General features: G+C 66.8%; 19 protein-coding genes. 6 read left to right on the top strand and 13 right to left on the bottom strand.

Annotated features, from left to right (window positions below):
- Positions 1 to 6 precede the first annotated feature (6 nt).
- Positions 7 to 459: a D-galactarate dehydratase gene (locus CLN94_RS05430; protein ID WP_096431942.1), complete on the bottom strand. Its 453-nt coding sequence runs from the start codon at positions 457 to 459 to the stop codon at positions 7 to 9.
- A gap of 111 nt (positions 460 to 570) precedes the next feature.
- Between CLN94_RS05430 and moaA the strand changes: the two genes are divergently transcribed.
- The 3 genes from moaA to CLN94_RS05415 all read left to right on the top strand — a co-directional run bounded on the left by moaA (position 571) and on the right by CLN94_RS05415 (position 2519).
- A complete protein-coding gene (gene moaA / locus CLN94_RS05425) occupies positions 571 to 1581 on the top strand; it encodes a GTP 3',8-cyclase MoaA (protein WP_096431940.1) in 1011 nt (336 codons plus the stop codon).
- 6 nt (positions 1582 to 1587) lie between these two features.
- A complete protein-coding gene (locus CLN94_RS05420; protein ID WP_096431938.1) occupies positions 1588 to 2049 on the top strand; it encodes a hypothetical protein in 462 nt (153 codons plus the stop codon).
- A 62-nt stretch (positions 2050 to 2111) separates the two neighbouring features.
- Positions 2112 to 2519 (top strand): universal stress protein, encoded by a 408-nt coding sequence (locus CLN94_RS05415; protein ID WP_096431936.1) that lies wholly within the window; start codon positions 2112 to 2114, stop codon positions 2517 to 2519.
- Positions 2520 to 2596: 77 nt separating this feature from the next.
- Here CLN94_RS05415 and CLN94_RS05410 read toward each other — a convergent pair whose 3' ends face one another.
- Positions 2597 to 3763, bottom strand: coding sequence for a M20 aminoacylase family protein (locus tag CLN94_RS05410; protein ID WP_096431934.1), 1167 nt, complete (start codon positions 3761 to 3763; stop codon positions 2597 to 2599).
- Positions 3764 to 3874: 111 nt separating this feature from the next.
- Between CLN94_RS05410 and CLN94_RS05405 the strand changes: the two genes are divergently transcribed.
- From CLN94_RS05405 to CLN94_RS05395, 3 genes are read left to right on the top strand one after another with little or no spacing between them, the layout of a single operon-like run.
- On the top strand, positions 3875 to 4606 hold the full coding sequence (locus CLN94_RS05405; protein WP_096431932.1) for an ABC transporter ATP-binding protein: 732 nt from the start codon (positions 3875 to 3877) through the stop codon (positions 4604 to 4606).
- Complete coding sequence (locus CLN94_RS05400) at positions 4600 to 6966, top strand: ABC transporter permease (RefSeq protein ID WP_096431930.1); 2367 nt, start codon at positions 4600 to 4602, stop codon at positions 6964 to 6966. Before CLN94_RS05405 ends, CLN94_RS05400 begins: the two co-directional genes overlap by 7 nt.
- 11 nt (positions 6967 to 6977) lie before the next feature.
- Positions 6978 to 8174, top strand: a complete 1197-nt coding sequence (locus CLN94_RS05395; protein WP_096431928.1) for an efflux RND transporter periplasmic adaptor subunit — start codon at positions 6978 to 6980, stop codon at positions 8172 to 8174.
- A gap of 13 nt (positions 8175 to 8187) precedes the next feature.
- Here CLN94_RS05395 and CLN94_RS14235 read toward each other — a convergent pair whose 3' ends face one another.
- The 11 genes from CLN94_RS14235 to CLN94_RS14195 form a co-directional block, all read right to left on the bottom strand.
- Positions 8188 to 8358: a hypothetical protein gene (locus CLN94_RS14235; protein ID WP_342744527.1), complete on the bottom strand. Its 171-nt coding sequence runs from the start codon at positions 8356 to 8358 to the stop codon at positions 8188 to 8190.
- Between the two features lie 82 nt (positions 8359 to 8440).
- Entirely contained in the window at positions 8441 to 9961 is a 1521-nt protein-coding gene (locus CLN94_RS05385; RefSeq protein ID WP_096431926.1) for a cytochrome D1 domain-containing protein, read from the bottom strand.
- A gap of 79 nt (positions 9962 to 10040) precedes the next feature.
- Positions 10041 to 11252, bottom strand: a complete 1212-nt coding sequence (gene nirJ, locus CLN94_RS05380) for a heme d1 biosynthesis radical SAM protein NirJ (protein WP_096431924.1) — start codon at positions 11250 to 11252, stop codon at positions 10041 to 10043.
- A gap of 4 nt (positions 11253 to 11256) precedes the next feature.
- On the bottom strand, positions 11257 to 11739 hold the full coding sequence (ahbB, locus tag CLN94_RS05375; RefSeq protein ID WP_096431922.1) for a siroheme decarboxylase subunit beta: 483 nt from the start codon (positions 11737 to 11739) through the stop codon (positions 11257 to 11259).
- The gene (locus tag CLN94_RS05370; RefSeq protein WP_096431920.1) at positions 11736 to 12209 is read right to left on the bottom strand and encodes an Lrp/AsnC family transcriptional regulator; all 474 of its coding nucleotides are present in this window, start codon (positions 12207 to 12209) and stop codon (positions 11736 to 11738) included. The genes ahbB (CLN94_RS05375) and CLN94_RS05370 overlap by 4 nt, the downstream gene beginning before the upstream one ends.
- Positions 12206 to 13198 (bottom strand): siroheme decarboxylase subunit beta, encoded by a 993-nt coding sequence (gene ahbB / locus CLN94_RS05365; protein WP_096431918.1) that lies wholly within the window; start codon positions 13196 to 13198, stop codon positions 12206 to 12208. The genes CLN94_RS05370 and ahbB (CLN94_RS05365) overlap by 4 nt, the downstream gene beginning before the upstream one ends.
- A 6-nt stretch (positions 13199 to 13204) precedes the next feature.
- Complete coding sequence (locus tag CLN94_RS05360) at positions 13205 to 14353, bottom strand: cytochrome D1 domain-containing protein (protein WP_096431916.1); 1149 nt, start codon at positions 14351 to 14353, stop codon at positions 13205 to 13207.
- Positions 14350 to 14670, bottom strand: a complete 321-nt coding sequence (locus CLN94_RS05355; RefSeq protein WP_096431914.1) for a c-type cytochrome — start codon at positions 14668 to 14670, stop codon at positions 14350 to 14352. The genes CLN94_RS05360 and CLN94_RS05355 overlap by 4 nt, the downstream gene beginning before the upstream one ends.
- Positions 14663 to 15457, bottom strand: a complete 795-nt coding sequence (cobA, locus tag CLN94_RS05350) for a uroporphyrinogen-III C-methyltransferase (protein ID WP_096431912.1) — start codon at positions 15455 to 15457, stop codon at positions 14663 to 14665. The genes CLN94_RS05355 and cobA overlap by 8 nt, the downstream gene beginning before the upstream one ends.
- Positions 15458 to 15583: 126 nt before the next feature.
- Positions 15584 to 16006, bottom strand: a complete 423-nt coding sequence (locus CLN94_RS05345) for a cupredoxin domain-containing protein (RefSeq protein WP_143598877.1) — start codon at positions 16004 to 16006, stop codon at positions 15584 to 15586.
- A 67-nt stretch (positions 16007 to 16073) separates the two neighbouring features.
- A complete protein-coding gene (locus CLN94_RS14195; RefSeq protein WP_096431910.1) occupies positions 16074 to 17867 on the bottom strand; it encodes a NapC/NirT family cytochrome c in 1794 nt (597 codons plus the stop codon).
- Positions 17868 to 17975: the final 108 nt, after the last annotated feature.

Below are 17975 nucleotides of genomic sequence, written 5' to 3'. Positions count from 1 at the left end.
CGGGCCTCACAAGCGATAGAGCGTCAGTTCGGGCAGGTCGGTCAGCGGCAATTCCAGCAGCCGCAGGGCGGGCAACGAAATCTGGCTGCCCCCGGCCCCGCCATCGAGCGGGATCAGATCGACCAGAACCGAGCGCCCATTGGCCGCCTCGGCACGACCCTTCGCGGGGGCAGAGACCAAAGGCGTCTTGATCCAGAACCCCGGATCGGTCGGATCGCCGAGGCTCGCGATGGTGCGGCCAAGCTCGGTCTCGGCGGCGGGCTCGGGTTCGGCAAGCGCCGCGGCGCGCTCGGCCTCGGTGGTGGTATCGAGCGCCTCGGCCGTATTCGCACCCTCAGCCGGGGCGGGCGTTGCCACTGCGGGCGCCACGGCCTCGGGTTTCGCGACCAGCCCAAGCTCCGCGCAGCCCGCCAGCGCGATGAGGCCCAGTCCCAGTCCTGCCTGCCAGATGATCCGCATTGCCGCCTCCTGTTTTGCGGCCAGCCTAGCCGCAGCCTCCGCGCGCTTCAATCGCCTGCGACACCCGCGCCCTCTTGCCCCCGCCCCGGCCGCGCCCTACCTTGCCACCCCATGACAGACGCGCCGCTCATCGACCCTTTCGCCCGACCGATCACCTACCTTCGGGTTTCGGTGACGGACCGCTGCGATTTCCGCTGCACCTATTGCATGGCCGAGCACATGCAGTTCCTGCCGAAAAAGGAATTGCTGAGCCTCGAGGAACTCGACCGGCTGTGTTCGGCCTTTGTCGGGCTGGGCGTGCAGAAGCTGCGCATCACCGGCGGTGAGCCCCTCGTGCGGCGCGACATCATGACGTTCTTTCAACGCATGTCGCGCCATCTCGACAGCGGCGCGCTGCGCGAGCTGACGCTGACCACCAACGGCTCGCAGCTGGCGCGGTTTGCGCCGGATCTCGCCGCGTTGGGGATGAAGCGCGTGAATGTCTCGCTCGACACGCTGGTGCCCGAGAAATTCGCCGAGATTACCCGCTGGGGGCGGCTCGATCAGGTGCTTGAAGGCATCGCGGCGGCGAAACGCGCAGGGCTGCGCGTCAAGATCAACGCGGTCGCGCTGAAGGGTTTTAACGAGGATGAACTCTTTTCGCTGATCGACTGGTGCGGCGGCGAGGGTCACGACCTGACCTTCATCGAGGTCATGCCGATGGGCGACATGGGCGAAGAGCTGCGGCTGGATCAATACTGGCCACTTTCCGAGCTGCGCGCACGGCTGGCCGAGCGCTTCACCCTGACCGAGACCGACGAGACCACCGGCGGCCCGGCGCGCTATTTCCGCCTTGAGGAAACCGGGCAGCGGATCGGCTTCATCACGCCGCTCACGCATAATTTCTGCGAAAGCTGCAACCGCGTGCGGGTGACCTGCACGGGCGAGCTGTTCATGTGCCTCGGGCAAGAAGACAACGCCGACCTGCGCGCGCCGCTGCGCGCCCATCCCAGCGATGACAGCGCCCTGATCGCAGCGATCCGCGGCGCGATCTCGCGCAAGCCGAAGGGCCATGACTTCGACTATTCGCGTCAGGGCGTGGCCGGCCAGATGAGCCGCCACATGAGCCACACCGGGGGCTGAGCGCCGATGCGGATGACCCCGGCCCGGCTGATCAAGGCGCTTCTGGGCGGGATTGCCTCGGCGCTGATCGTGGCGGCCAGCCTCTGGCTGCACATGCGGCTGGGCTTTGCCGCCGGGCTGCTGGGCCAGCCCCGCGCAGGTAGCCCGACGCTGATCTACACGCCCGTGCTTTTCGCCCTTGAGGCGCTGCGGGCAAGCTGGCCGCTGGCGCTGCCGATGGTGGTGCTGTCGGCGCTGTCCGGGCCCTGGCCGATCCGGGCGATCACGCTTCTGGTGCTGACGGGCGGGTGGTATTGGGCGGCCGACCGGTTGACCATGGGCTTTGCCGCGGATTTCAATGCCTACTGGCTGCCGGGCGAGGCCTTTTCGCAGGCCTTTTTCGATCCGCTTCTGACGCCCGTCCTGCTGATCGGCGCACTGGTCGCGCAGGCCGCCTTGCTGAAACGGCTCAACCATCAACCAACCTGACTTGCATCAAGGCGCAGGCTGCGAATTGGCGCGATGAATCAGGTAAGAAAAGGAGTTCCGCGATGTATTCCAATATTATCGTCCCGCTTGCCCTCGATGACGAACACAACCCCGATGCCGCGCTCAATGTCGCGCGGGCGCTGTCGGCGCCCGGTGCACGCGTGACCGTGCTCCATGTGATGGACGAGGTGCCGGGCTTCGCCATGAGCTACATGCCCGAGGGCTATCACGCCGAGCTGAAACGCGCGATCGCGGCCAATCTCGAACGCTCGGCCAACGAGTTCGAGAACGGCGTCGCGGTGATCCGTCAGGGGCAGGCCGCCCATGAGATCATCGAATATGCCCGTGAAGCCGGTGCCGATTGCGTCGTTATCGCCTCGCACCGTCCGGGCATCGGCGACTACCTGATCGGCTCGACCGCCTCGCGCGTGGTGCGCCATGCGCCCTGCGCCGTGATGGTGATGCGCTAGGTTTCCTCCGGGCGCTTCGCACAAGATGCTCCCAGCCTGCCCGGCCCGCTTGCGGCCGGGCTTTTCCCTTGCGCCGATCAGCGCGCCAGCCGCGCCTCGGCCATGCCGATCAGCCAGCTCGCGCCATAGGGAAGCGCCTGATCGTCGAAGACATAGGCGGGGTGATGCAGCGCCGCCGTATCGCCATTTCCAAGGAACATGTAGGCGCCGGGGCGCTCGTTCAGCATGAAGCTGAAATCCTCGGCCCCCATCAGGGGCGCGGTGTCGCACGGCACCGGCGCGCCCGATATCGCTTCGGCCACCGCCACCGCCGCCTCGGTCGCCACCGGGTCGTTCATCGTCACCGGATAGCCGCGGCGATAGTCCACCTCGGCCCGGCAGCCATGTGCGAGCGCCGTGGTCTCGACAATCTGCACCAGCCGCGCCTCGATCGCGTCCTGCACGCCGGTATCCATCGTGCGCACCGTGCCGCGCAGGCTCACCCGCGCCGGGATCACGTTATGCGCCTCGGACGAGGTTTTTACCGTGCAGACCGAGACCACCACCTGCGCCAGCGGGTCGACCACGCGGCTCGCGATGGATTGCAGCGCCAGGATCACATGCGACGCGGCCACCACCGGATCGACGCAAAGCTGCGGCATCGCGGCATGCCCGCCCTTGCCCTCGATCACGATGTCGAACTGGTCCGCCGCCGCCATGATCGCGCCGGGGCGGATCGCGAATTGCCCCACCGGGATCCCCGGCATGTTGTGCAGCGCATAGACCTCGTCGATGCCGAAGCGCTCCATCAGCCCGTCGCGCAGCATCTCGCGCGCGCCCGCGCCGCCCTCTTCGGCGGGCTGGAAGATCACCACGACAGTGCCATCGAAAGCCCGCGTCTCGGCCAGATAGCGCGCCGCCGCCAGCAGCATCGAGCTGTGCCCGTCATGGCCGCAGGCATGCATCATGCCGGTCACGGTCGAGCGATAGGGCAGATTGGTCGCCTCCTCGATCGGCAGCGCATCCATATCGGCGCGCAGCCCCACGACGCGGCCCGCGCCGCCCCCTTGCCCGCGGATCACGCCGACAACGCCGGTGCGCCCGATGCCCTCGACCACCTCGTCGCAACCAAAGCCGCGCAACAGCTCCGCCACCCGCGCGGCGGTGCGATGCACCTCGTAGAGCAGCTCGGGATGAGCATGGAAATCATGCCGCCAGGCGGTGATCTCGGGCAGCCATTCGGCCAGTCGGTTCTTGATCGGCATCGCGCACCTCCGTCGCGCGACCATCCTACAGCGGCGCGGCTTGCGCAAGATCATGGCGTTTCGCCGCCGCCGCGTTAGGATGTCCGCGACCGAGACGATCAAGGCTTCGCCATGGCTCCGCCCGCCCGCTCATTGTCCAGCGCCCCCGTGCTTGTCGCGAAGGATGTGACGCGCATCTATCGCACCGGTTCCGTCGAGGTGCAGGCGCTGCGCGGCGTCAGCGTCGAGCTTCACGAGGGCGAGATGGTCGTGCTTCTGGGCGCGTCGGGCTCGGGGAAATCGACGCTTTTGAACATCCTTGGCGCGCTCGACCGGCCAAGCTCGGGCACGGTGCAGTTTCGCGAGCATGACTTGACCCATGCCTCGGAACGCGCACTGACGCAGTTCCGCCGCGAGCATGTCGGCTTCGTCTTTCAGTTCTACAACCTGATGCCCGCGCTGACCGCGCGTGAAAACGTGGCGCTGGTGACCGAGATTTCGCGCGCCCCCATGCGCCCTGAAGAGGCGCTGGAACGGGTGGGCCTGGGCCATCGGCTCGACCATTTCCCCGCTGAGCTTTCGGGTGGCGAGCAACAGCGCGTGGCCATCGCCCGCGCCATCGCCAAGCGCCCGGAATTGCTGCTGTGCGACGAGCCCACCGGCGCGCTCGACAGCACCACCGGCGTGCAGGTGCTGGAGGCGCTGCATCAGGTCAACCGCGAGCTGGGCACCGCCACCGCGATCATCACCCATAACGTCGGCATCCGCCGCATCGCCGACCGGGTGATCCATATCTCCGACGGGCTGGTCGCGCGCGAAGAGGTCAACGAGGCCCCGATCCTGCCTGCGGAGGTCACATGGTAAGCGTGCTTGACCGCAAGCTGATCCGCGACCTGCGCAGGCTCTGGGCGCAGGTGCTGGCGATTGCCGCGGTGCTGGCCTGCGGGGTGATGGTGCTGGTGCTGGGCGAAGGGCTGCAAAGCTCGCTCGCGCAATCGCGCGACACCTATTACGAGCGCCAGCGCTTTGCCGATGTCTTCGCCACGCTGACGCGCGCGCCCCGGACGCTCCTGCCCGAGCTGGCCGAGATCGAGGGGGTGGCAAGCCTGACCGCGCGGGTCGAGGCGGCGGCGCTGATCGGCCTGCCCGAAATGGACGAGCCGGTCTCGGCGCGGGTCCTCTCGCTGCCAGCCTCGGGCGAGCCCGCGCTGAACCTGCCGCTTCTGGTGACGGGGCGGCTGCCCTCGGCGCTGCATCCCGACGAGGTGGCGCTTTACGCCCCCTTCGCCGAGGCGCATGAGCTGATGCCCGGCGCGCAGATCGAGGCGGTGATCCGGGGCACCCGGCGCAGCCTTCTGGTCACCGGCCATGTGCTATCGCCCGAGTTCGTCTATACGATCGGGCCGGGCCAGATGATGCCCGACGACCGCCGCTATGGCGTGATCTGGATGGGCGAAGAGGCGCTGGCGGGCGCAGCCGACATGCAGGGCGCGTTCAATGCGCTGATGGTGGGGCTGACGCGCGGGGCCAATGCGCAGGCGGTGATCGACGCGCTCGACGACCGGCTCGCGCGGTTCGGCGGCGCGGGGGCGCATGACCGCGACGGCCAGATCAGCCATGCCTTCCTCGCCTCCGAGATCGACCAGCTCGGCACGATGGCGCTGGTGCTGCCGCCGATCTTCCTCGCCGTCTCGGCCTTCCTCGTGAACATGGTGCTGTCGCGGCTGATCGCGCTGGAGCGCCAGCAGATCGGGCTCCTGAAGGCGGTGGGCTACACCACCGCCGCGATCACCGCGCATTACCTGAAGCTGAGCCTCGGCATCGGGCTGATCGGCACGCTTATCGGCTGGGGCGCGGGCGCGCGGCTGAGCCTTGGCATGACGCGCATGTATGCCGAGTTCTTCCGCCTGCCGGTGCTGATCTACAACCCCTCGAGCTGGCCCTTCGCACTTTCGGCGGCGCTGGCGGCGCTGACCGTGCTGGCGGGGGCCTGGCGGGCCGTCGGCGCGAGCGTCAGGCTTTCGCCCGCGATCGCGATGCTGCCGCCCGCGCCGCCCAGCTTCCGCCGCGGGCTCGTGGATGGGCTGGGCACGGCGCTGCGCCTGCGCCAGACCACGATGATGATCCTGCGCGGCATCACCCGCTGGCCCGGCCGCGCGGCGATCACGCTGTTCGGCGTCTCGGCCTCGGTCTCGGTGCTGATCGCCTCGTTCTTCCTGTCGGACGCGATGGCGCTGATGACCGACGAGGTCTTCTATCAGGCCAACCGCCAGAACGTGACGCTGACGCTGAGCCAGGCGCAGACCGATCGCGCGCTGCTTGATGCCGTGCATCTGCCCGGCGTGCTGGTGGCGGAGGGCAGTTTTTCCTTGCCGGTGCGCCTTGTCGTCGGGCCCCGCGAAGAGCTGACCTCGATCACCGCCTTTTCCGAAGGCGCGACCCTCTCGCGGCTGATCGACGACGAAGGCCGCGCCGTCGCCCTGCCCGACGCGGGGCTGGTGCTGCCCGAGGGGCTGGCCGACAAGCTCGGGCTGCGCACCGGTGACAGGCTGCGCGTCGAGGCGCTCGCCCCGCCCCGCGAGACATGGGAGCTGCCGCTCGCCGCCACCATCCGCCAGACCATCGGCCAGGAGGCCTATATGGCGCGGCCTGCGTTGTTTGCGCTGATGCGGCAGGTGCCGCAGGTGAACCGGATCGACCTCTTGGTCGACGCGCCCGCCCTGCCCGCGCTTTACGCCGAGGCCAAGCGCCGCCCCGAGATCGCCGGGCTGACCGCCTGGGACGCGGTGCGTGAACAGTTCGAAGCGACGATCGGGGAAAACGTGCTGATCTCGGTGATCGTCTACACCACGCTGGGCGTTCTGATCACGGTCGGCGTGGTCTATAATGCCGCGCGCATCCGGCTGTCGGAGCGCGCGCATGAGCTGGCCTCGCTGCGCGTTCTGGGCTTTCATCGCTCCGAGGTCGGCATGGTGCTGATAGGCGAGACCGCGGCGCTGACGCTGGCGGCGATCCCGCTGGGCTGGATCGCGGGCTACGGCTTTGCCGCGCTGATGACACAGGCCTTCACCACCGACCTCGTGGCGCTGCCCCTCGTGATCGAGCGCGCCACCTATGCCACCGCCTCGCTGATCGCGCTGGCGGCGGCGCTGGTCTCGACGCTGGCGGTGCGCCGTCGGCTGGACCGCATCGACATCGTTCAGGCGCTCAAGGCGCGTGACTGAAAGGAACCGAGATGGATCTGAAACGCCTTGCCCTTCCCGCGCTGACGCTGCTGGCCATCGGCGGTCTGGCGGCCTGGGCCTTCCGCCCCGAGCCGGTGCTGGTCGATCTGGCCACCGCCTCGCGCGCGCCGATGCGGATCACCGTCGAGGCCGAGGGCGTTACCCGCGTGCGCGATCCTTATCTTGTCACCGCCCCGATCGCGGGCACGCTGTCGCGGGTGAGCGTCGAGGTGGGCGATGCGGTCGAGCGCGGCAACTCGGTCCTGGCCGAGATCCGGCCCGCCGAACCTGCCCTTCTGGATGCCCGCTCGCGCGCGCAGGCCGAGGCGGCCGTGACCGAAGCCGAAGCCGCCGTGCAGGCCGCGGGCGCCAATCTCGCGCGGGCCGAGGCAAGCCTTGCCTTCGCCCGCTCGGACCATGTGCGCAACACCGAGCTTGCGTCGCGCGGCACGCTGTCGTCGCGCGCGCTCGAGGCCTCGGCGCAGACGCTCGACACCGCCGAGGCGACCCGCGCCGCCGCCCGCGCCGATCTCGACCTCGCCCATGCCACGCTCGCCAAGGCGCAGGCGCAGCTCTTGTCGCCCGAGGCGGTCAGCGCGGCCACGGGCGATTGCTGTGTGCGCCTCGCCGCGCCGATCTCGGGCACGGTGCTGACGATCGCGGACGAATCCGCGCGCCTTGTCGGGGCGGGCGAAGAGCTGATGCGGCTGGGCGATCTGAAGGACCTCGAGATTGAGGTCGACCTGCTCTCGGCCGATGCCGTCAAGCTTGCACAGGGCGCAAGCGCCACGATCGAGCGCTGGGGCGGTGCGCCTCTGGCCGCGACGTTGCGCCGGATCGAGCCCGCGGCCTTCACCCGCACCTCGGCGCTTGGCATCGACGAGCAGCGCGTGCGGCTGAAACTGGATCTGGATGAACCGAACGGCGCCGCTGCGGGCCTGGGCGACCAGTTCCGCGTCTATGCAAAGATCACCGTCTGGGAGGCGGAGGACGTGCTGCAAATCCCGCAATCCGCTCTGTTTCGCGAAGGCGCGGACTGGGCGGTGTTTCGCGTGATCGAGGGACGCGCCGTTCTGACCCCCGTTGAGGTAGGCCAGCGCAACAGCGCGACGGCCCAGATCACCGAAGGGCTTTCCGCGGGCGATGTGGTGGTGGCCTATCCGGGCAACCGCGTCGAGGATGGCGGCAAGGTCGCCGCGCGCGACTGAACGCGGCGCGGGCCTATCGCTTGCGGCCCTCGGCCTCGTCGATCAGCCCCTTGACCCAGCGCGCAAAGAGGAAGGTCGCGGGCACGCCCAGCGGGATCGACCAGTACAGCGCCGTCATCGGCGGGATCGCGGGCAGGCCGATGAATTGCCACATCAGCCCCAGCATGAACAGGTTGATCGCCACCGCCCCCGCCGCGAACGGGTAAAGCAGGAGCGCGAGCCGCGAAATCCGCGGCCCCTGCCCTTTTCTGCCCTCAGCCCCGGCCTCAGTGGCTGGTGCCGGCTTCGAAGCTGATCTTGTTCCAGACATTGTATTTCCCCGAGGGCTTGCGCATCGGCAGCCGCTTGATCTCTTCGAGCGTCTTGGCGTCATAGACGATGACCGCGCCGTCATCCTCCCAGATCGAGACCAGCGCCTCCTCGCCATCCTTGGTGAACTCGACATGCGCCACCACCTTACCCGGCGCCGGATCGAGCGTTTTCACGATCTCGAGGCTCTCCTTGTCGATGATATGCATCTTGTCCTTGTTCGGGCCAAAGAACACATCCGCCCAGACATAGGGCGAGGTCGAATGCGAGCGCATGAAGAAGCCCGGGCCGAGGGTCTCGATTTCCTTGACCGTCTTCCAGCTTTCCATGTCGATCACCGAGATCGTGTTGCCCTTGAGATGCGGCGTCGCCATCACCGTGGTGTCATGCCAGGGCCAGGTGATCCCGGAGCCCAGATGCGGCATGCCCGGCAGGTCGAGATTGGCCACCTCCTGCCCGATCACCATGTCGAGCACGATGCCATGCTCGCCATCGCGCGAGGCGCCGATCAGGTGCTCGTAATCGAGGTCGAAAAAGAAATCGTCCATGATATCGGAGACGGTGATCTTGCGCACCGGGAAGGGCTCAGGCTTGACCGGCGGCTCCATCCGGTAGTCATGGGCAAAGCCCATCTGCGGCGGGTTGGCGCCGTAGAACACCTCCCAGACCTGCGGCACATCCTTGAGCGCCAGCACGAAGCTTTCGCGCGGCGGCGCCTGATAGACCGCCGAGACGCGCGACGGCGTGCCATCGGGCCCGGTGACGTCGATCACCTTCTGCACGCTCAGATCCTCGGTCGAGAGGATGGTCAGCGTCTGCGGCAGGTAATTCGCGACCGCCAGCCATTTGCCATCGCCCGACATGGCGATGTTGCGGCTGTTCAGGCCCGCGCGCACCTGCCCGACGATCTGCAGCGACCAGATATCGTATTTCTGCACCCAACCGTCGCGGCTCATCACGAAGACATAGCGCCCGTCGGGCGAGAATTTCGGCCCGCCATGCACGGCGAAAGGCGTCGGAAAGCGGTTGAGCACCTCGAACGTGTCGCCATCAAGCACCGAGACATGGTGGTCGCCGGTTTCCACCACCAGCGTGATGTTCATCGGGTCGGCGGTGAAGACGGGGGCATCGGCGGGCTTGTACTCGGCCGACAATTCGCGCGTGGCCATCGCATCCTCGACGCTCCAGCGCGGGGTTTCGGGCAGCGGTTCTTCGAGATAGCGCGCAATGGCGGCGATCTGATCGGTGGCGAGGGTTTCCGCGAAGGCGGGCATCTGCGTGGCCGGACGACCGTCTGCGATCACCGCTTCGAGCTTGGGCCCCCACATCCGCCCGAGCGTCTCGGGGATCAGCGCGGGGCCGACGCCGCCAAGGCGGTTCTCGGCGTGGCATTCGGCGCAATGCTCGGCAAAGAGCGCCTTGGCATCGGGCTCGGCCGCGGCGGGCGCTCCAAGCCCCATCGTGGCCGCAAGCACCATGCCGAGGAAGCCTCCGGCGGGAGTATTTGCAGCTCGATGAAAGCGGGGTTGCTTCTGGCGCATCGAAACGGCGGGGCGGTCAGAAGAAACGGTGTTCGGGGTCATGGCTCTTTCCACGGAAGGGGGTGAGGGCGACGCGCTCGGCCTCGGCCTCGATGCCGATTTCGGACGCGCCGAGATAGCAGGCCGGATCCTCGGCCCAGGGGTCGCCCGTCAGTTGCAGGGCGCGGATACGGGTGTTGCCGCCGCAGACCGATTTATAGGCGCAGGCGCCGCAGCGGCCCTTGAGCGGGCGCGGACGCTGGCGCAGCGTGGCCAGCATCGGGTCTTCGCCCGTCCAGAGCTGCGAGAAGGGCGTCGTCTTGACCGAACCCACGGTGTAATCCGACCAGTAGGTATCGGGATGCACCTTGCCGAGCGTGTCGATATTGGCCACGCCCAGCCCCGAGCTGTTGCCGCCCCAGGCTTCGAGATGGGCGCGGATATGATCGGCCTTCTCGGGGAAGTTCTTTTCCACCCAGCGCAGGAAATAGACCGCGTCGGCGTCGTTATTGCCGGTGACGATTTCCAGCGGCATATCCTCGGCCACGGCGACCCAGGCGCGGTCGAGCAGTTCGTCCATCGCCTCGCGGGTGCGTTTGTGTTCGGTATCGTCGCCGCGATGCTTGTCGCCGCGCCCCGCATAGACCAGATGCGAAAGATAGAACTTGTCGACGCCCTCGCGGTCGCACAGGTCCATCATTTCGGGCAGATGGTGGGCGTTATCCTCGGTGATGGTAAAGCGCAGCCCCACCTTCACGTCGCGTTTCAGCAGCTCGCGCACGCCGGTCAGCGCCGCGTCATAGGCGCCGTCGAGGCCGCGGAACCAGTCGTTGGTCTTGCCGATCCCGTCGAGAGAGATACCGACGTAGTCAAACCCCAGATCGGCGATGCGCTGCGCGTTCGAGGCATCAATCAGCGTACCGTTGGTGGACAGCGAAAGATGGCGGAAGTTCAGTTCCTTGGCGCGCTCGGCCAGCTCAAAGAAATCGAAACGCGACAGCGGCTCGCCGCCGGACAGGATCAGCGCGGGAATGCCGAAGGCCTTCAGGTCGTCAAGCACCCCCATCGCCTGCTCATGGCTCAGTTCGCCCGGAAAATGCACATCCGCCGAGGTGGTGTAGCAATGGCGGCACTTGAGGTTGCAACGCCGCGTGAGGTTCCAGATCACCACCGGCTTCACCGGGCCTTCGCGGCGGCGCACCGGCGTCGGATGGATCAGTTCGCGCATGTATTGCGTGAGGCGGAACATGGGCTCAGCCCTCCCCTCTGAGACGCAGCCCGGTCTTTTTCAGGATGCGCGTGGAATAGAGAATATCGCTCGCGCGGCACGCAGGGCCAAGCAGAGCGGCGATTTCGGCGCGTTTGCGCTCGACTTCCTCGCGGCTGGACCCGTGGACCATCGCGAACATGTTGTAGGGCCAGCCTTCGGCGCGCGGGCGCAGGTAGCTGTGCGAGACGAATTCAAGCGCGCCGACCTTTTCGCCCAGCGCCTCGGCCTGCGCATCCTCGACATCCCAGACCGACATGCCGTTGGCGACCATGCCGAGCGCGTAATGGTTGGGCGCCAGCGCGATCCGCCGGATCACGCCGCGTTCCAGCATCGCGGCCATGCGCGCGCGCAACTCCGCCTCGTCGATGCCGATCTGGCGCGCGATCTGCGCATAGGGGCGCGGGCACAGCGGCAACCCTGCCTGGGTCGCGGCAATCACCCGTCTGTCGATGTCGTCAATGCTCATACCGCAACCCTGAAGCCCACGAAGAACTCTTTGAGCTTGGGAAACCGAAACACGGTCAGCCCCGTTTCCTGCTCGATCTGATCGGCGATAGAGGTGATCCCTTCGGGCGTTTCCGCCGCGAGAACGAACCACATGTTCAGCCGGTGATCGCGTTCATAATTATGGGCGACCTCGGGATGCTCATTGACCAAAGTCATGACTTCGTCGAAACGCGCGCGCGGCACCTCCATCGCGCAGAGGCAGAACGCGCCGCCCATCGCCACCGCGTCGAAAAACGGGCCGAAACGGGTGATCGCGCCGATCTCGCGCAGATGGGCCAGCCGGTCGATCAGCGCCTCTTCCGAAAGGCCGAATTCGGCGCCGGCCTCGGCAAAGGGGCGCTCGGCAATCGGGAATCCCTCTTGCAGCGCGTTCAGGATCGCACGATCGGTCGCATCAAGCGCATCGTCGGGCAGCGGCGCGCGTCTCATTCGGCAGCCTCCAGCACAGGCTTGCGGTCGATCATCGCGCCGGTCTGCTTGAAGCAGCGCACCGAGAACAGGATGCGCGGTTCGGCGCCTTCCATCTCGGGCAGTTGGCGCGCGCTTTCGATCGCGGCCAGCGCCTCCGAGCGGCTTTTCGCATGCACCATGCAGAACAGCGCGTTTTCCCAACCTTCGGAGAGGTGGCGCTCATAGCACAGCGTCACGCCCGGATGACGGATCAGCGCATTGCCAGCAGCCTCGATCCGCTCGGGCGGCAGTTTCCACGCGACCATCGCGTTCGAGCGCCAGCCCAGCGCGCGGTGGCGCACGATCACGCCCAGACGCGTGATGATCCGCGCGCCCAGCAGCACCTCGATCCGCGCGAGCACCTGCGCCTCGGACATGCCAAGCCGAGCGCCGATCTCGGCGAAAGGCTGCGAGACCAGCGGCAGGCCGTCGGTCAGACATTGCAACAACGCGCGGTCGCCCGGCTCGATCACCGAGGTATCGGCGGGCTGATCAAGCTTGAGCGTGTGGCGCGGCCCGGCCAGCTTGAAGCCGAGATCGACGTTGAAAGCGCGTTTCAGCGGCAGGCTGAGCACACGCAGCCCGGTGCGCTCGGAAATCCGCGCGAGCATCGCAGCGAGTTCCTCGGCATCGGGGGCGGTCGCCACCAGCCAGATGTTCCACTCGTCCTCGCGCAGGTAGGAATGGTTGACGCCGGGTTCAGCGCCAACGATCTGCGCCACCTCCTCGACCTGCCAGTCCGGCGCGGCAATCGCAGCAAGCGTCGAGACGCCCACCGTATTCGGCCGACAGGTCGCGCCGACCCGGGCCATCGTGCCCGCGGCCCGCAACCGGCCCAGATCGGCCAGCAGCACATCTTCCGTGACGCCGATCTTTTCGGCCATGGCCGCGAAGGGGCGCGAAACCAGTGGCAAATCGCGCTGGAACTCATCGAGGACTTTCAGGTCAAGCGGCGTCAGGAGCGTCATATCAAATCAAAGTCCCAGTCTGTGGGCGCGCGCGGTGAAGAAGATCCCCGAGGGGCTCTCGGCCGCGATCTCGCCGATGGGTTGAAGGCTGGTCGTGTCGTAAATCACCACCTTGTTCGCGTCGCGCACCGAGACCCAGGCTTCGGTGCCGCGCGAGGTGAATTCCATGTGCAGGACCGCCGGGCCCGGAACCATCTCGCCGATGATTTCGTGGCTCATCGTGTCGATGACCTGCACGGTGTCGTTATCGGGATGGGCGAAGTTCACCCAGACATGCCGCCCGCCCGGCCGCGCCATCGCAAAGACCGGCTGGCCATGCACCTGCGTGCGCCCGGTTTCCTCCAGCGAGCGCGAGTCGATCCAGAGCACCTCGTGGTGATGCACGGCGGGCAGCACGATCTGGTCGCCCGCCTTCGCCCAGCCTTCGAGATGCGGCATCTTGTAGACCGGCATTTCCTCCTGACCGCGCCCGTAATGGGGCAGGATCTTTTTCGCCTCGGGCACCTCGGCCCAGAGGTCGATCGCGCTCAGCCCGTCCTCGCCGAAAAGCCCGGCGATATAGGTGCGCCCGTCATCGGTGACCAGCGCGTCATAGGGCTCGGCGCCGATGTTTTCGAGCGTGGTGACCTTGGGCTCGGCGCCCGAGAAATCGACGATCTTGCTCTCGCCGGTTTCCCAGACCGAAAAGACAAAACGGCGGCCCGGCGCGTCTTCAAGGCCCAGCGCCTTGCCCTCGGCGGGGATGTGATAAAGCTCGGCCAGCGTGTCGGCGTCGAAAATCTTGACCCCGCCCGGCTCGTAATTCGCCACTGCCACCAGCTTGCCATCGTCGGAAATCGCGCCGCCGATCGAATTGCCCGCCTGCACGACGCGGTTGACGATTTTCTGGGTCAGGATGTCGATCTTGGTCAGCCCGCCATCGCGGCCGAAGACATAGGCGAACCGCTCGTCGGACGAGAACACCAGCGAGGCATGCGACAGGTCGCCCAAGCCCTCGATGCGGCCGATGGCGGCATGTTCGGATTGATCGACGATCAGCACCGAGCCGGTCGCGCGCTCGACCACGACGCCCAGATCGCCGGTTGCGCGCAGATCGTCGGCCAGCGCGGGCATCGCCAGGGCGGAACACAGGAACAGGGCGGCCAGACGGGTCATTCTTCGGTCTCCAGCAGGTAATCGGCGATCCAATAGGCTTCTTCTTCGGTCATCAGCGGGCGCCAGGGCGGCATCGCCGTGCCGGGCATTCCGTCGAGGATAATCTCGGCGATCACCTGCCGGTCCATCCCCTCCAGCGCCTCGCGGGTGAGCGGGCTGCCAAGGCCGCCCTTGCGGGTCAGCCCGTGGCACGAGCCGCAATCCTGCAGCACCAGATGTTCAAGCTCATGCTGCTTCTCGGCGTCGATCCCCTCGGCCGCGGCGGGCATTGCCAGCACCAGCGCGAGCATCGACGCCAGGGCGCGTGGATCAGGCATGGCAGCGCTCCTGAAGGCGTTGCGCGCGCGCTTCGGCGATCAGGCGAAAGGGCGTGGTGCGATCGGCCAGCGCGGCCACCTCGCCGATGATGAAGATCACCGGGCTTTCCAGCCCCGCCTCGGCCATGTCGCCCTCGATCTGGTCGAGCTGCGAGCTGAGGCGCCGTTCCTGCGAGGTCGTGGCCGAGGCCACCGCCATCACCGGCGTCGCCCCCGCCATCCCATGCGCCATCAGCTTTTGCGCGATGAAACGGATCGTCGCCTTGCCCATGTAGAAGACCAGCGTGGTCTCCGGATCGGCCAGCCCGGCCCAGTCCAGATTCAGCATCTCGTCGGCCTTGCAGTGGCCGGTGATGTAGCGCACCGAGCGCGCGATTCCGCGATGCGTCAGCGGCACGCCAGTCGAGGCCGAGGCGCCCTGCGCGGCGGTGATGCCGGGCACGACGGCAAAGGGCACGCCCGCCTCGGCCAGCCGCGCGGTTTCCTCGCAGCCACGCCCGAAGATGAACGGATCGCCGCCTTTCAGCCGGATCACATTGCGCCCGGCCTGCGCGTAACGCACGAGAATCTCGTTGATTTCTTCTTGCGGCACGGGGTGGTGATGGGTGCGCTTGCCGACATCGACGCGCTCGGCATCAGCCGGGATCATCGCCAGGATTTCAGGGGCCACAAGCCGATCGAACACCACCACTTCGGCACTCTGAATCAGGCGCGCCGCCTTCAGCGTCAGGAGCTCGGGATCGCCGGGGCCGGCGCCGACAAGCGTAACTGTCCCGATGTTACCCATGCCAATCTCCTTTTTCTTTCGGCAGCGTCATGCGTCGACTCTGCCAAAACGGGCGCGCCCATATATTGACGGAAGTCAAACTTATGTGATTCAGCGCCGCAAAAAGGAGATTGATGGACCTGCCCGCTATTGCGGCAGCACGATCACCTTGCCGATCATGTCGTGGCTTTCCCAATGCGGGCCGCAAAGATAGCCCCACTCGCCCGGCACATCGAAGGTCTGCTCGGCGGTTTCCTCGGGAAAGAGGCGCTCGCTCTCGGGCTGGCCCTCGTCGCGGAACCAGGTCGAATGCGAGGTGCGCTTGTCGACATTGACCCAGCGCACCGTGGTGCCCAGCGGCACTTCCAGCGTGACCGGGCAGAAGGTGTATTTGTACATCAGCGCGACGGTGACACCCTCTTCCTCGGCGCTTGGGTGGCCGTAGATCTGCACATAACGCTCTTCGGCTTCCTGGCAGATCTTGGCGATCTTCTCGGGGTCGGTCTCGGCATGCGCGAGCCCGGTGCCGGCCGCCAGCACAGCCAGGACGCTCAGGATGGTTCGGGTCATCGGAAAGCTCCTTTGCCAAAAGAAAAAGGGCGGCAGGTTGCCCTGCCGCCCTCCCTGCGGGCCCATCTTACTGGGCAACCGCGTTGATTTCGACCCCCGCGTCATCAAGACCCAGACGCCAGTCCATCGACACGTGGTGGAAGCGTGCGGCGGTGAAGTCGTCGTGGATCGCGAAGCCGACGGTATAGACCTTGCCGGGTTCGATCTTGATGTCACCCGCAGCGCCGGTGTCGAGCGGACGCTTGATCACCGCGGTCCAGGTATCGCCGTCAAGCGTCAGCGAGGTCTCGATCTGCGCCTCGTCGTCACCGTGGCGCGCTTCGAGGATATGGCCGTTCGAGCTGCCGGTCGGGTTGGCGCGGAGCAGGTCCATATAGGTGCCGCCATCAAGGTAGGCCGCGATCTCGCCTTCGGCTTTCAGCTTGTCCCAGCCGCCGAGCGGTTTGCCGCCACGGCCCTTGAGCTCGATCTCGGTGCGGCTTTCGGCGATGTATTTGCTGACATAGTCGGTCGCCCCGAGACGTGCCGCCACATCACCCGCCGCCGCGAGGGCCGCGCCATCGGGCGCATCGGGCATATAGCGGTTGTCGTTGTGGCAAGTCACCCAGCACCCGGCCTGTTCACCGTATTCGATGCCGTTGCCCAGGATCATCATCGCGACTTTCACCGGGTTTTCCGGGTCCATCTTGCCGCCGTCGACGAAGGGGACCGGGTTGTGCGGACCAGCCTGGAACTGCAGGCGCAGATACAGGTTCTCGCCGTCATGCGTGGCCTGAAGCGAGGCGTCGATCGAGCCGCGTTTGCCCGGGATCGGGGTCGGCTCGGCTTTTTCGCCGGTCACGATCTTCTGGCCCATGTTGGCCAGTTCCTTGGCGTGGCAGGTCGAGCACTTGTCGCCGCCCTTGGTCACCGGACGCGCGCCGCCATGGGTCTTGCCATTCTGCACCCATTCGAAGCTCGCCTGACCCGGGTAGAACATGGTCACGGTCAGCGGCGAGGATTTGCTCCAGTCGATCGCGGCATCCGGGCCGTCGCCCGAGCCGCCAGCGGCCGGAACCGGAGCGCCGGAGGCCTTGGCCTGCTCTTCGGCAACCGCCTTGTCGACCGCCGAGGCGATCCGTGCCTGCACCGCCTCTTCGGCAGCCTTGGTCGCGGCAGCGGCGGCTTCGGCCTCTGCGGCTTCCTTGGCTTCGATCCGCGCAAGACTTTCCAGATATTCAGCCGGGATTTCGCGGGCGAATTTCGGGTTCGGCGCTTCCAGCTCGGCGAGGTATTCCTCGTCGGCGCGGTCACGCACGTTGTGGTGCGCGATGCCCTTGTGGCAGTCGATGCAGGTCTGCCCCGTCTCGATCGCGTTCATGTGCTGCTGACGCGCACGCGGGCGCTGTTTCTCGGGCAGCATCGATTCGAAATCGTGGCAGTTGCGGCATTCGCGCGAGTCGGTGGATTTCATCCGTTCCCATTCGTGCATCGCCAGCTCAAGCCGCTTGGCATCGAATTTCTCGGGCGTCGAGATCGAGCCGGTCAGCTTGCCCCAAACCTCGCGCGAGGCCTGGATCTTGCGGATGATCTTGTGCGTCCAGTCCTTCGGCACGTGGCAGTCCGAACAGACCGCGCCCACGCCCGAGCGGTTCACGTCGTGGATCGTGCCCTTGTATTCGGCATAGACGTTATCTTCCATCTCGTGGCACGAGATACAGAAGGGCATCGTGTTGGTGGCTTCCATCGCGGTGTTGAAGCCGCCCCAGAAGACGATCCCCGCGATGAAGGCGGCGGCGGCACCGACAACGGGCACGCCAAAGAAGACATAGCGCCGCCAAAGGGACGCGGGTTGTTTGGGTTGCGGGGTGTCGTCCGACATCTCCTGGCTCCTGCGCAACAGCGGGCCAGCGCCCGAAGGCGGCCCTGCTGGAAAGAATGGGCTGGAAAATACGGACCGCCCGCAAGGGGCGGCCCGCGACGAGACCTT

The organism is Pseudothioclava arenosa (assembly GCF_002358085.1).
Taxonomy (GTDB): domain Bacteria; phylum Pseudomonadota; class Alphaproteobacteria; order Rhodobacterales; family Rhodobacteraceae; genus Pseudothioclava; species Pseudothioclava arenosa.
Note: the sequence above shows the minus strand (reverse complement) of the source record. Positions and strands in the feature narration are given on the sequence as shown.

Coding starts and splice junctions, on each gene's coding strand:
- CLN94_RS05430 (WP_096431942.1), bottom strand. CDS start 459: ATGCGGATCATCTGGCAGGCAGGACTGGGACTGGGCCTCATCGCGCTG.
- moaA (WP_096431940.1), top strand. CDS start 571: ATGACAGACGCGCCGCTCATCGACCCTTTCGCCCGACCGATCACCTAC.
- CLN94_RS05420 (WP_096431938.1), top strand. CDS start 1,588: ATGCGGATGACCCCGGCCCGGCTGATCAAGGCGCTTCTGGGCGGGATT.
- CLN94_RS05415 (WP_096431936.1), top strand. CDS start 2,112: ATGTATTCCAATATTATCGTCCCGCTTGCCCTCGATGACGAACACAAC.
- CLN94_RS05410 (WP_096431934.1), bottom strand. CDS start 3,763: ATGCCGATCAAGAACCGACTGGCCGAATGGCTGCCCGAGATCACCGCC.
- CLN94_RS05405 (WP_096431932.1), top strand. CDS start 3,875: ATGGCTCCGCCCGCCCGCTCATTGTCCAGCGCCCCCGTGCTTGTCGCG.
- CLN94_RS05400 (WP_096431930.1), top strand. CDS start 4,600: ATGGTAAGCGTGCTTGACCGCAAGCTGATCCGCGACCTGCGCAGGCTC.
- CLN94_RS05395 (WP_096431928.1), top strand. CDS start 6,978: ATGGATCTGAAACGCCTTGCCCTTCCCGCGCTGACGCTGCTGGCCATC.
- CLN94_RS05385 (WP_096431926.1), bottom strand. CDS start 9,961: ATGGTGCTTGCGGCCACGATGGGGCTTGGAGCGCCCGCCGCGGCCGAG.
- nirJ (WP_096431924.1), bottom strand. CDS start 11,252: ATGTTCCGCCTCACGCAATACATGCGCGAACTGATCCATCCGACGCCG.
- ahbB (WP_096431922.1), bottom strand. CDS start 11,739: ATGAGCATTGACGACATCGACAGACGGGTGATTGCCGCGACCCAGGCA.
- CLN94_RS05370 (WP_096431920.1), bottom strand. CDS start 12,209: ATGAGACGCGCGCCGCTGCCCGACGATGCGCTTGATGCGACCGATCGT.
- ahbB (WP_096431918.1), bottom strand. CDS start 13,198: ATGACGCTCCTGACGCCGCTTGACCTGAAAGTCCTCGATGAGTTCCAG.
- CLN94_RS05360 (WP_096431916.1), bottom strand. CDS start 14,353: ATGACCCGTCTGGCCGCCCTGTTCCTGTGTTCCGCCCTGGCGATGCCC.
- CLN94_RS05355 (WP_096431914.1), bottom strand. CDS start 14,670: ATGCCTGATCCACGCGCCCTGGCGTCGATGCTCGCGCTGGTGCTGGCA.
- cobA (WP_096431912.1), bottom strand. CDS start 15,457: ATGGGTAACATCGGGACAGTTACGCTTGTCGGCGCCGGCCCCGGCGAT.
- CLN94_RS05345 (WP_143598877.1), bottom strand. CDS start 16,006: ATGACCCGAACCATCCTGAGCGTCCTGGCTGTGCTGGCGGCCGGCACC.
- CLN94_RS14195 (WP_096431910.1), bottom strand. CDS start 17,867: ATGTCGGACGACACCCCGCAACCCAAACAACCCGCGTCCCTTTGGCGG.